At 35.0% G+C, this 12,644-nt stretch carries 13 protein-coding genes; 8 read left to right on the forward strand and 5 right to left on the reverse strand.

The genetic code is table 11. The features are described 5' to 3' along the window. Nucleotides 1-132: 132 nt before the first annotated feature. The 7 genes from NSS97_RS12525 to NSS97_RS12555 all read left to right on the forward strand — a co-directional run bounded on the left by NSS97_RS12525 (nucleotide 133) and on the right by NSS97_RS12555 (nucleotide 8,304). On the forward strand, nucleotides 133-2,016 hold the full coding sequence (locus NSS97_RS12525) for a beta-glucoside-specific PTS transporter subunit IIABC (RefSeq protein WP_341112710.1): 1,884 nt from the start codon (nucleotides 133-135) through the stop codon (nucleotides 2,014-2,016). 89 nt (nucleotides 2,017-2,105) lie between these two features. Next, nucleotides 2,106-3,548: a 6-phospho-beta-glucosidase gene (locus NSS97_RS12530; protein WP_107887539.1), complete on the forward strand. Its 1,443-nt coding sequence runs from the start codon at nucleotides 2,106-2,108 to the stop codon at nucleotides 3,546-3,548. Between the two features lie 257 nt (nucleotides 3,549-3,805). Then, nucleotides 3,806-4,675 carry a S1 RNA-binding domain protein gene (locus NSS97_RS12535; RefSeq protein ID WP_044444111.1) on the forward strand — a complete coding sequence of 290 codons (870 nt, stop codon included), beginning with the start codon at nucleotides 3,806-3,808 and terminating at the stop codon, nucleotides 4,673-4,675. Next, nucleotides 4,675-5,646 (forward strand): hypothetical protein, encoded by a 972-nt coding sequence (locus NSS97_RS12540; RefSeq protein ID WP_044444112.1) that lies wholly within the window; start codon nucleotides 4,675-4,677, stop codon nucleotides 5,644-5,646. The genes NSS97_RS12535 and NSS97_RS12540 overlap by 1 nt, the downstream gene beginning before the upstream one ends. A 246-nt stretch (nucleotides 5,647-5,892) precedes the next feature. After that, nucleotides 5,893-6,546 (forward strand): DUF2306 domain-containing protein, encoded by a 654-nt coding sequence (locus NSS97_RS12545; protein ID WP_107887540.1) that lies wholly within the window; start codon nucleotides 5,893-5,895, stop codon nucleotides 6,544-6,546. Between the two features lie 449 nt (nucleotides 6,547-6,995). After that, nucleotides 6,996-7,442 carry a hypothetical protein gene (locus tag NSS97_RS12550; RefSeq protein WP_044444114.1) on the forward strand — a complete coding sequence of 149 codons (447 nt, stop codon included), beginning with the start codon at nucleotides 6,996-6,998 and terminating at the stop codon, nucleotides 7,440-7,442. Nucleotides 7,443-7,593: 151 nt separating this feature from the next. Continuing rightward, on the forward strand, nucleotides 7,594-8,304 hold the full coding sequence (locus NSS97_RS12555) for an endonuclease/exonuclease/phosphatase family protein (protein WP_044444115.1): 711 nt from the start codon (nucleotides 7,594-7,596) through the stop codon (nucleotides 8,302-8,304). A 116-nt stretch (nucleotides 8,305-8,420) separates the two neighbouring features. On the opposite strand, the gene NSS97_RS12560 is transcribed toward NSS97_RS12555, so the two are convergent. Both NSS97_RS12560 and NSS97_RS12565 read right to left on the reverse strand, forming a co-directional pair. Then, the gene (locus NSS97_RS12560) at nucleotides 8,421-8,738 is read right to left on the reverse strand and encodes a GIY-YIG nuclease family protein (protein ID WP_234705793.1); all 318 of its coding nucleotides are present in this window, start codon (nucleotides 8,736-8,738) and stop codon (nucleotides 8,421-8,423) included. 45 nt (nucleotides 8,739-8,783) lie between these two features. After that, complete coding sequence (locus NSS97_RS12565; protein WP_234705794.1) at nucleotides 8,784-9,320, reverse strand: hypothetical protein; 537 nt, start codon at nucleotides 9,318-9,320, stop codon at nucleotides 8,784-8,786. Nucleotides 9,321-9,660: 340 nt separating this feature from the next. On the opposite strand from NSS97_RS12565, the gene NSS97_RS12570 reads away from it, so the two are divergent. Further along, nucleotides 9,661-9,795: a hypothetical protein gene (locus NSS97_RS12570; protein WP_265113327.1), complete on the forward strand. Its 135-nt coding sequence runs from the start codon at nucleotides 9,661-9,663 to the stop codon at nucleotides 9,793-9,795. Nucleotides 9,796-9,921: 126 nt separating this feature from the next. On the opposite strand, the gene NSS97_RS12575 is transcribed toward NSS97_RS12570, so the two are convergent. The 3 genes from NSS97_RS12575 to NSS97_RS12585 form a co-directional block, all read right to left on the reverse strand. Beyond that, nucleotides 9,922-10,641, reverse strand: coding sequence for an exosporium leader peptide-containing protein (locus NSS97_RS12575; protein WP_341112723.1), 720 nt, complete (start codon nucleotides 10,639-10,641; stop codon nucleotides 9,922-9,924). A 968-nt stretch (nucleotides 10,642-11,609) separates the two neighbouring features. Continuing rightward, the gene (locus tag NSS97_RS12580) at nucleotides 11,610-11,894 is read right to left on the reverse strand and encodes a DUF4183 domain-containing protein (protein ID WP_044444116.1); all 285 of its coding nucleotides are present in this window, start codon (nucleotides 11,892-11,894) and stop codon (nucleotides 11,610-11,612) included. Between the two features lie 185 nt (nucleotides 11,895-12,079). After that, on the reverse strand, nucleotides 12,080-12,547 hold the full coding sequence (locus NSS97_RS12585) for a hypothetical protein (RefSeq protein WP_044444117.1): 468 nt from the start codon (nucleotides 12,545-12,547) through the stop codon (nucleotides 12,080-12,082). Nucleotides 12,548-12,644 lie beyond the last annotated feature (97 nt).

Raw genomic sequence — 12,644 nt, forward strand, 5'->3', positions numbered from 1 at the left:
GGCAAAACCTAAATCAAGCATTCAAAATTGATTGCTTGGTTTAGGTTTTTTGTATTCTCATTTTTCATTTGTAGCAACTTAGCAATAAATAATAACCTAGCAATGAATATTGCTAAAAAAGGAGTGTTCGATTTGAGTTACAGTAAATTTGCAAAAACCATAGTCGAATTAGTTGGTGGAGAACAAAACATCTCCAATCTTGTTCATTGTGCTACTCGTTTACGTTTTAAATTAAAAGATAAGACTAAAGCAAATAAGTCAGCCCTACAGAATTTGGATGGGGTTTTAAGTGTTGTGGAGAACGGAGGACAATTTCAGGTAGTGATAGGAAGCCATGTTTCGGAGGTATATAAAGAAATTACAAAAATTTCAAATGCGGATATGGAAGCTCATTCACCAGATGAGTCAAAAGGAAGTATTGGAGCTCGTATTTTTGAAGTTATTTCACGCAGTTTTTCCCCATTGTTAGGGGCAATGGCGGGAGCGGGTATGCTGAAAGCATTGTTAACGATTTTGACAATGACTGGGTTACTATCAGCTAAAAGTGGAACTTATCTTATTTTATCTGCGGCTGGAAACGCTGTCTTTTACTTCCTCCCAATCTTTTTAGGGATTACACTTGCAACAAAGTTGGGAGCAAACCCTTATGTTGGTGGAACCATCGGGGCTGCGTTGTTAGAACCTAATTTTACAAGTCTGCTAACCAAAACTGGTGATATCACTAATTTTTTAGGTATTCCAGTTGTTCTAATGGAGTATTCTTCATCTGTTTTCCCAGTATTTATAGCAGTAAGTATGTATGCTCTTTTAGACAAATTCCTAAAGAGAACTATTCATAAAGATTTACAAATGTTTTTAGTTCCGATGTTATCGTTGATGATTATTGTTCCACTTACAGTTATTGCATTTGGACCATTGGGAGTATATGCCGGGAATGCAATTGGCGCAGGTATTGACTTCTTGAGCACAAAAAGTGGTATTTTAACAGGTGCTGTTGTAGGGGCAGGGTGGACATTCTTGACACTGTTTGGTCTTCATTGGGGACTCGTACCCCTTATTTTAGATCAGCTTGCACACGGAGGTAGTACGCTCTTTGCAATGCTTGCAGCTGCTCCGCTCGCACAAGCAGGTGTAGCATTTGGTGTTTTTTTACGCACAAGGGACAAATCCTTAAAAACACTTAGTGGATCAACATTAATACCGGCTTTACTATCCGGTGTAACTGAACCAATCCTATACGGTTTAATGATGCGCTATAAAAAAACAATTCCGTATGTTATTATCTCTGCCGCTGTTGGTGGCGCAATTAATGGCATGCTTGGAGTAAAAGCACTTGTGTATGTATTCCCAAGTATGTTGTCTATACCGGCTTTCACACCCATGGGAATTTTCATCATCGCGATTGGTGTTGCCTTTGCAGGTGCAACATTAATGACTTTAATATTTGGATTTGAAGACAAAAAGCAAAAGAAAGTAGTATCTGATAACAAAGTAGAAGTAAGTCAGTCGCTCACAGAAAAAGAGGCTGATAACAAAGCAGAAACAAGTAAGCCATTGGCAAAAAGGGAAGTTATTATTAGCCCATTAACAGGAGAAATTAAGCCACTAGCAGAAGTAAATGATCCAGTATTCGCATCAGAAGCAATGGGAAAAGGAATCGCGATTGAGCCAACTGTCGGTCAAGCTGTATCACCAGTTAATGGTGTTGTTTCCACTGTTTTTCCTACGGGTCATGCAATAGGTATCACGTCAGAAGAAGGGGCGGAAATATTAATCCATATCGGAATCAATACAGTCCAATTAGAAGGCAAATACTATTCATCGGTCGTTAAACAAGGAGATCAGGTCAAGCAAGGTGATTTATTAGTTAATTTTGATATTGAAAAAATTAAAGAAGCAGGGTATCCAGTTACTACCCCTATTATTATTACAAACACCGACCGCTATGTGGAGGTTGTTGAAAATAGTAAAGACACTGTTCGCTCTAAAGAAGGCTTATTGACATTAATTAAGTAACTGTCTATTTAGGAAGTCTGGGAAGGAGCAAGATTGATTTTCCACATATTTTAGAGGTGTTCTAGATGAATATAAAGGAGGAAAAAATAATGAATTTTGAAGAAAAACGTTTTCCAGAAGGATTTTTATGGGGAGGGGCAACAGCGGCCAATCAATTAGAAGGATCGTATCTTGAAGGTGGTAAAGGATTAAATACTCCTGATGTATTACCAGGGGGGAAAGTAAGACTAAGTGTACTGAAAGATCCTGGTTTTGATTTTGATTTGAATCCAGAAAAGTATACGTATCCAAATCACGAAGCAATTGATTTTTATCATCGTTATAAAGAGGATATTGCACTTTTTGCAGAAATGGGCTTTAAAGTATTTCGTATGTCGATTTCATGGTCACGTATTTTCCCTAAAGGTGATGAGCTAGTTCCAAATGAAGAAGGGCTAGCATTCTACGACCGAGTGTTTGATGAACTGCATAAATACAATATTGAACCAGTTGTAACGATCTCTCACTACGAGATGCCAATTCATCTTGTGAAAGAATATGGGGGCTGGAGAAGCCGTGAAGTGGTTACATTTTTTGAAAGATATGTAACATCACTCTTCGACCGATATAAAAATAAAGTGAAGTACTGGATGACATTTAATGAAATCAACAGTAGTCTTCACATGCCGATTTTAGGACTAGGGTTTGCGATTCAAAAAGAAGAAGATTGTTATCAACCAACTTTCCAAGCGTATCATCACCAATTTGTTGCTAGTGCAAGAGCGGTTCAGCTTTGCCATGAGATGATACCTGGCGCTCAGATTGGATGCATGCTTGTTTATATTCCAACTTATGCTACTGACTGCAATCCTGAAAATGTGCTTTATGCTTTAAAGGAAGATCAGTTATTTAACTACTTCTGCGGCGATGTGCAAGTAAGGGGTGAGTACCCTACATTTATTAAACGATACTGGAGAGAACATGGAATAAAGCTTGAAATTCAAAAAGGTGATCTTGAATTAATCAAGGAAAATACTGTTGATTATATCGCATTTAGTTACTATATGTCCCGTACGGAGAAAAAGGAAAAAGAAGCCAATGAGGTAAATGCAGGGAATATTATAGGTGGAATTAAAAACCCATTTTTAAAAGCAAGTGAATGGGGATGGGAAATTGATCCTATTGGTCTTCAAACCTCATTAAACCTACTGTATGATCGCTATCAAAAACCGTTATTTATAGTGGAAAATGGACTTGGAGCCATCGATAAGGTAGAAGAGGATGGTTCAATCAATGATGATTACAGAATTGACTATCTTCGTGAACACATTAAAGCGATTGGTGAAGCTATTGAAGATGGAATCGAAGTTATGGGTTATACTCCATGGGGATGTATCGATTTAATAAGCGCATCTACTGGTGAAATGAGTAAGCGCTACGGCTTTATTTATGTGGATAAGCATGACGATGGTAGCGGTACATTAGAAAGAAAGAAGAAAAAGTCATTCTTCTGGTATAAAAACGTAATTGCAACAAATGGTGAGCAACTTTAATTTCATTTTTAATTACTTTATTAAGGGCTACTAAGGTAGCTCTTTTTTATTTGTCACGATCGGATGTGAAGGAATGAACCTACACTAGCGAGGGCTTTAGATAAATAAGGTAAGGGGCAGGTCTAGAATAAAGAGAATTAAAAATTCCAGAAAATATTTCTAAAAAACTTAGTTTCCCAGTTAAAAGTACAAATAATTTAAGTAGAAGTATTATTTGGGGATTTTTAAATATTGAACGAGGGTGAGGAGATATTTTTATGGAGTCAAAAACTTATGAAAAGCTACAAGCATTACGTAAATATAAGGAGCCAATTCAGGCAGTATTGAGAACGGTTAAAAGACAAGATAAAGACGATTCAGATACTGAATATGCTGAGTTTGCCCTTGAAAACGGAAAGATTATAGGTATTTGTAAAAAAGAGGACTTCTCTGATTACTCTTTTAGAAGTATTACTCAATTCACAGGTAATATTTTTAATGTAGTAATTACACAAATGTCTGATGAACTGGATGTAAATAAAGTACAAGTTTCAGTAAAAGAAGCTAGCAGGAGATCGGCAGATGCGTTAATTCGTGAGTTAATAGAATTGGAGCAAGATGAAAGACTTCAGGAACCTACTTACGAAGCTGAGGTAACTGGATATAACATGAATGCTCAGGTTCCAACCATATTCTTACGCATCAATGGTGCAGAATGCTTCATGAAATTACATGAACTAAACTATGGAAGAGTGTATAAAAACGCTGTGGATCGCTATGCACCAATTGGTGAACATATCCCAGTTAAGGTTCTACAATTTAATCCAGAACAGCGACTAATCCACGTTTCTAGAAAAGCAGCCGTGGAAAATCCTTATCAGTTATTATCTGAATTAGCTGAAGGGGATACAATTGTAGGAAGGGTTGTAAATGTTGACCCGCGTTTTGGAGTTTTTGTTGAATTGGACCAAGGCTGCACAATTAAAGGAATTGTCCCTAAAACAATCGAACAGCCAGTATTGGATGAAGTAGTAAGTATGAGAATTGTGAATGTGGATGTAGAAAAAGAGAGAGGGTCGGGGGTTATCTTCAAGTTTCCTTTTGGACGCAAAAAAGTTAACGACCCAACGGCGTTTTTATATAACTAATGAGTGCGCCGCAGGTTTCCGTACAAGAGAATGGAAAGGCGATTCAATATTGGCTTAATAGGGACCAATCTTTATCACTTTGGGATGACCCCTCTTTACAGGGGGGACCAATTCTTCCAGATAAATTCAAACCACTCACAGATTTACGTAGTATTTATGACAGAATTAATTCAGGTTTTATAAATGAAAACGACAATTTAATACTAAAGCTTATTTGGGATTCATTAGCGATTACTGAAGCTCAAATTAAAAATTTTGTGGAATCTAAAATTAGTAGGTCTCAGGTTTCGGAATCGCTGAAAAAACTGGTACTGTATGGATTTGTTAGTAGATGGGAGATAAAATCGGGGCTATTTCCGGATCAGCCTAAAACCTCTGCTCCAATTACTCTAAATACTGCTGGTCATTTGATGATGTGGGCTTATCATAACCGTAATACAAACTATTCTTTAAAGCCTGAACAGTGGTTAAAAATTGGGGTGGCAGGCGTACAAAGATTTGTCACTATGAATCAAATAAAATATGAGTTTGCAGTAGGCCAACAATTATTAAAAAACTGGTGCTGGTATCCGAAGCTACAAGGTACTGGTACTGGGTATAATCCAATTGCTGTTGGAGAAATTAAAACTCCAATCGGAAATCAAAACTTTATATTTGAAAGAGTACAACAGGGGCAGCGATATGCACAGCATTTAAAATCACGATTGAAAATTTGGGAAGATCAAATTCAAAATGGACCAAATAATTTATTGAATTTCGAAAACACGAAGAGTTTACCTGGTATTTTTATTTTATCTATATCTAATCTTTCATTAGCAGAACATGTTAGAAAGGAGCTAATGTTAGACTTACGTAAGATTCCTATCATGCTCGTAATAGACGAATGCATTCACAGTGAGGGATTCGCAAAATCTTTTTATATCGCAACTCAAAACGGAATTCAGCAAGCACCATTACCATTTTTAAGATAACAAGAGCTGCTTCAGGTAAATATGCTGAAGCAGCTTTTTGTTGTAATAACGATGGATCGACGTTCACAACTCAACCCTTGTTTGCAATATATCTAATCTCATCTTTTATTGATAGCAATTAGGGTTGTTTTTTATGAAAAAGCAATGTATTGAGTAGATAATTACAAAAGGCTTTTCTATTTTTCTCTAGAATGAACAGTAATGTATAATCTAATATCCTTAAATGTAGCAAGGAGGGGGTAAAATTTGAATAAAATAATTTGGTTTATATTTACTTTCTTTGCCGTTTTAGTAGCTGGTTATGTTGTTATCCAATATTTTATTATGGATGGATTTCAAACAGGACTTGTCAAAATGAAGGTTATGTCTGTATCTAAATTAAGTAGTTTTTGGTACATTATGTTATTTATACATATTACAACTAGTATACTAGCATTAGTAATTGGTCCGTTTACATTATCCACAAAATTTAGAGGAAAGAATATCAACCGTCATCGAATATTTGGGAGAATCTATATGGTTGGTATATTATTAGGCGGCGTTTCAGGACTGTACTTATCCTTTTACGCTATGGGGGGATTGGTAGCAAAGCTTGGTTTCGGTTTGTTAGCCGTATTTTGGCTAACATCAGCATATCAAGCATTAAATAGAGTTAAGAATAAAAAAATTCAAGATCATCGGAATTGGATAATCAGAAATTATTCCTTAACCTTTGTGGCAGTTATATTAAGAATTTGGCTACCTTTGTTTGTATTGCTGTTTGGATTAGAGCAGTTTGAGCTTAGTTACGCTGTTATTGCTTGGTTAGCGTGGGTACCAAATTTAATTATTGCAGAATTATTTATAAGACATAGATTTATTAAAGGACAATACCAGGGAAATGAGGATGTACATTTTTGATGCAAATCTAAATTAATGTTGAGGACAGAATTCCTCAGCAATTCAATGTTTTTTTATGATTTTTCCCGTTGAGATTATGCAGTAAGCTATCGTGACGTTAGCGGAAAAATAAAGGAATTATTGGAGCTGTGAACTACACGCCACTTAGCAAAGCATGATGTGGGAGCTTCTCAGTTCCACGACGAATGTAACCTTTCGTCTCCCTAAGCGTTACTTCAGGGTGTTTCACCCCTAGATGTCCAACGCTTGGACGCTCTCTTGGTACAGTTGATATTTTACACAGGAACCAAATGGCTTGGTTTTCGCACTCTATTTTCTTCCTGCCACCTCATATATCAAGTTATCAAAGAACTTCAAATAGCTAGTTTATCAAAAGTTTTTGGCTATGCCAAACATGCTTATATATCCGGTGTTTATTTTGTGAAATACTTTAGAAGGGGGATATAATTATGAGAGTGTTTTTATCCAGGGATGCAGCGGTGAACATGGATTTAAGACAACTTGAAATGAATACTACGTATGCACTTGTAAATTATGGTGAACCAAAAACTGCTCTTATGAAGAAGGTTCAAATAAATATTACTAAAATTGAAGATATGAAACTTAAAGTACAAGTGATTGAAGAGAGAGAAGGACCAAAGGTGTATGGTTTCTCAATTAAAGACTTTTTTGATGAACTAGTCAAAGGAGTAGAAAATCATCCGAAATTTAATCTAACATACTATGACATTGATGGTGCTAAAGCCATTGTTTCTTATGATTTCACTCTCAATTCAAAGGCACCTGATATAGAGATTAATAAATTTATTGATTTTATAGAGGGGCAAATTACTGGAGTGCATTTAGAAGTTTTTAAAGCTTTTAATTTTCCAGCAAACAAACCAAGGAATAGTTAGAAAGTTTGTAAATACATGAGAGGTAAAGGTCATTGTTGCAATGACCTTTTTTATCTGAATATGTATGAATCAATTACCTCGGATGTACACAAACAGTAGAGTTGTTGATGGATTGTATAATATTAAGTAACCACATATAGGAGCTGGGTAAATGAAAATAGTTGCATGGAATGCAGGCATGGCATTTAGGAAGAAAATCGACAAAATATTACCGCTTAAGGCAAACATATTAGTAATTTCAGAGTGTGAAAAGCCGGAAAAATGGGGACAGATTATTGATGAAAAAGGTATCGATGATTTTTTATGGGAAGGGGATAATCCAAACAAGGGTATTGGAATAATTACTTTTGATGAAAGGTATCAAATTGAAATTCATCCTGATTATGATAAATCATTCCGCTATATCGTTCCATTAAAAGTCACTGGTGAACAGGAGTTTATTATGTTTGCAGTTTGGTCACAAAAGGGTGAAAAACGTTATAGTAGTTACATAGGTCAAATATATTTAGCGTTAGAGAAATATGCTTCTTTGCTAAAGGAGCCATGTATTATTGTAGGTGACTGGAACAGTAGTAAGGTATTTGATCGTATCAAAAGAGTTAAGACACATTCTGAGGTTGTTGAATTTCTTGAAGGGTTTGGGATTAAGAGTGCATATCATTGTAATACTTATGAAAAACAAGGGCAGGAAAAATCCCCAACCTATTATCATAGAAAAGACAAAACAAGTTCTTACCATATTGATTTTTTGTTTGCTTCTGAAATATTCCTTAACGAATTAGAATCTATTGAAATAGGTTCATATGAAGAGTGGATTGAGTTTAGTGATCATATGCCAATAAGTGCTGAATTTAATAGGTAAAAAATAATATAGTATCTTAAATTAAATTGGAAAAACCATCCATTAAAAAATAGGTGGTTTTTATGTCAATTTTAAATACAAATAATTTTCTATTATCTTTTTTATATTAAAAGTTACTAATTCGCATTATACCCGTATTCACGTGTACCCAACTTTTCCTTATAAATATTTTCAATATCGAGTATTTCATCATTAGTAATTGTTTTGGGTAAAGTACGTAATATCGAAAAAAGAAAATCTTGTTTACGTTCTGGATTATTTTCTAATAGCTCAATTAATTGCTTATTACCTCCATGTCCAGTTTTAGCGTAAGATTCCCACCTTCCCCATATACCGCCTTTTCCAATTCCACCATATGCATTTGCTTTACCTACATATAATTTCCCTGTTTCTCTATCTAAAATTGTATAGATTCCTGCTACTGAGGAAAGCATTTTACACCAAGTTGAGTTAACATCAGGGTTATCGTATAATTTTTTTTAATCGTTGTATGTAAGTGTAAAATCTAGAAATCCTGGAAACTTACGAATTGCTCCTTTTTGAATTATTTCTATGATATCAAATTGTTTTCTCTTTCTGGCTGCCTTTACCTTTTTTAGTGGTGCAAACCACATGTGAAATGTTCGCTCTGACCAATTAATGATTATCCGATTCTCTAGTTCCTCAAATCCTTTGACTTTTTCCATTTCATAATAGTATTCATTACCCTTTTTGTACTCAGGTTTCATCCAATCATAAAGTTTATCAGTAATGAATTTTTTTGGGTTGGATTTGCTTAACACTTTGTAAACACCTATAAATACAGCTTTTTTACCTTCTTCAAAGTCTAGGAAGCTAACCACATATTCACATTCTCCAAAAATATCATCTTTTTGATGTTTCTGGTATAACTCTAATTGTCCTTTTTCATATAAATCTACAACATCAATTCTATCCTCATCTTTATGCCGAACGATTTTAATGTTTTTAGATAAATCTAAGCCATAACTCTCTAACATTTTCTCTACTGTAAGCATAATTCCCCTCCTACTTATATGATAGTATTATTTGGATAAAGAAACATAATAATTTTTAGGGATAGAAGTCCTTATACAGGCGCAGTAGGAGACTATGATAGCACAACGATTGCCGCTTCATTTGCAGCGGAGGATAAAAACTCGTCCAATATAATTTATCTCTAAAAAATTCGTATTACTAATAGTAAATGCAAGGATAGAGCAAAGGGAAATGGACAAGCGGTTGTATTTTGAAAATTAGACAAAAGCGTTATTGTAATACATTTTGAATCTTGTACAAAAAGAGGAAGGTATTAGTAAGTTAAGAATTTATGAAATCAATGCATAGGGGAGTGACATTATGTTTTGGTTAGGATGTTTTTTAGGATATATTGTAGGGTCGGTTTTTACTTGTGGGCTATTCTACTTTGGTTTTAGGGTTGAGGAAAACAAAAAAGCTGACATGCAAATACAGAATGATGGAAATAAAGCTTAATACAATTTGAATTTTGTATAAAAATGGATACTGTATTTATGGAATTTTGATAGCCGATGTATTTATAAAATTCCCTTCAGAAGATCAAAAGGGAATTTTTATTAGTATAATCAGAATTATTGATAGTTAATTAGGTTCGATTTCTTCAGCAGTGAAAGTAACTCCGGTTACACGTTCAGTATTCCCAACAGTTGCACGTGCTAATGACGCTTCTAATACATAGGTGAAAGTTCCTACTCCAGGATTATCAAAAGCTGTAAAAGTAGAAATTAATTCGTCAAAATCTGTATTTTGAACAATTGAGAAAATCGCAAATGGTGCTACTCGTCTAATTTGATACTGTATTACAGTCCCACTAAGTGGAACGGAATTTACGCTTGAACCAGTAGTCTCTGATTGTATTGTTGCAAAAAATCTGACGGTATCCCCAGGATCATCAATAGTTATGGTTAATGTTGAAAGAGTACCAACCGTTGGACTTGTAAAAGTAAGAGGTAACATACCATTTACACCCACTGTAAATTGGTGTAATCCAGTTGGTCCAGTTGGTCCAGTTGGTCCAGTTGCGCCAGTCGCGCCAGTTGGTCCAGTTGGTCCAGTCGCGCCAGTTGGTCCAGTTGGTCCAGTTGGTCCAGTTGGTCCAGTTGCGCCAGTCGCGCCAGTTGGTCCAGTCGGCCCAGTGTTCCCTGTCAATCCCGTATTCCCAGTTGGCCCGATTGATCCGGTAGCTCCAGTAGCACCCGTTGAACCAGTGGGACCTGTAGGGAATTGAAAAGGCTGCATAGGTGGGAGGGTCGGTCCAATCGAACCCGGGTTTAATGCAGCAGAAGATAAAAACCCATCCAATATAATTCACCTCTGAAAGTTCGTATTACTTATAGTAAATGCAATGATAGAGAAAAATGAAATGGACAAGCGGTTATATTTATGAAATTTAACAAAATAGTTATTGTATGACGAACAAAATAAAAGAACCCACTAATCATAACGGGTTCTATGTATAAGGAATACAAGGAATACAAGGAAACTGGTCCGGGGAAACCTGTTTATCCCTGCACTTAATGGTATTATATTCCAAATAAATAAAAGAAGAATAAAAATAACAAAATCGTGTACAAAAATGCAAACGATTATAAATAAACTATGTCTTGTCAGTTTATTTTATGTTGACTGTATGTAAAGGATGACATATCCAAAGAAATTAAAAGAGCGCTTTTCAAGGCGCTCTCTGACCAAAACGTATATTGAAAAAGAATTCTCAGGATAGTGTATGTATGCTGTTTAGGACTGTGCGGATTCAATACTTGTTATCTAGAAATGAATAAAGAGCATACATAAACGCATGCTCTTTTAAAGAGAGGCCAGCTTACAATGCTCAGTTTATAAGCTGAATATATGTGTAACTCACCTTAATATATGTATTTTCTCGTGAAGAGTGAAAAAGAATGTTTAATAAAAACTTTATTTGACACAACAAAGCGGTCAGCCTAACTAGCTAACCACTTGTTGTACAAAAGAAACTAGGCCTTACAAGTACAGATATGTAACTTGAAGTTACAGCTATAGAATAAATGTAATTGTAAATGTTATACGAGGTGAAAAGGAACCTGAATTTTATTGAATTTTCAACAAAATCTTCATAGTAAGTAAAAAAGAGCACTATAAATTAGCGCTCTTTACAAGAGTGAGTATAAATCCCTACCATTCTATACTAGTATATGCTCTGCATTATGTAATCGCTACAAAAATGGATGTAAGTCTTATTTGAAAATAGAGGCTTCTTGTTATAAAGCCTCTATTACCGAAAACTAAAGTTACGTTATAACAAATTCAATTACAATAGGAGTACCTCCATCTAGGACGGCTCCTCCTACAATAGTAGCTGCAGTAGTAGTAACTCCAGTAATAGTATCACCTGTTTGAATAACACCATTAATATATAGTGTGAAATATGCATAAGAAGCAGGGAATGTTGTTACAGCACCAGTATCATTAGTGAAGTCGGTGTTGGCAAAAGTTAAATCCGCTCCAGCAGCAGTTCCCGTTGCTGCTGTACTTACAAATCTTCTTCCAGCAATAAAAGGCTTAACGATAGGCATTTATGTTCACCTCTTTTTAAGAATTAACTCGGACAAGTTTTTAGAAAGCTTGGCCCTGTATTTTATACTATGTTGTGTTTCTTTGAAAAGAAACGGCTTGTACACTAGTATAAAAACGCTATTTTAATAAGTAAATAAAAGAGAGCACATTTGAGTATGTGCTCTTGGATAAGGGGTGCTGAATTTTAATTTATTGATTCTCTTTCATCGGAGGTATCAAATTTATCGATTAATTTAAAGATAGCCTCTAGAAGAACCGTAGATAAAATAGCAAAAATCAATACAGCATGAGGTGTTAATTTCACAGTTGTAAAATTAAGATTAGCTAGCCAAAAATATCCGACATACATTGTCAGGAAGGTACTAACAATTGAAATTGTAAACCCTAAGAAACCTAATTCTTTTAGCTTTTCCTCAGATAATTTGAATACTCGTAATACTAAAGAGAAGATGATTCCTACTATGAAAAAACCAATACATAATGTCAATAGTGATATTATACTTGGATATTCAACGTCATCAGGCATCCATTGTTTCATTGCTACAATTATAGCTGTAGGGAACACAATAGGTATTAACAGTGGTGATACTATTAGAAAAATTGCCAATAGTCTACTGATGTTGTTTGTTTCATTGTTGTTTTGATTATTCATAAATCCTCCAAAAAATAATATAAAGATCAATATTCTAGAGGATTTTAACACAAAAGTGTTAGTAAGACTATAGCTAAAAATAAGGATGGCTTTAAAC

This window comes from Bacillus sp. FSL R12-0074 (genome assembly GCF_038005725.1).
In the GTDB taxonomy this organism is placed as follows: domain Bacteria; phylum Bacillota; class Bacilli; order Bacillales; family Bacillaceae_G; genus Bacillus_A; species Bacillus_A mycoides.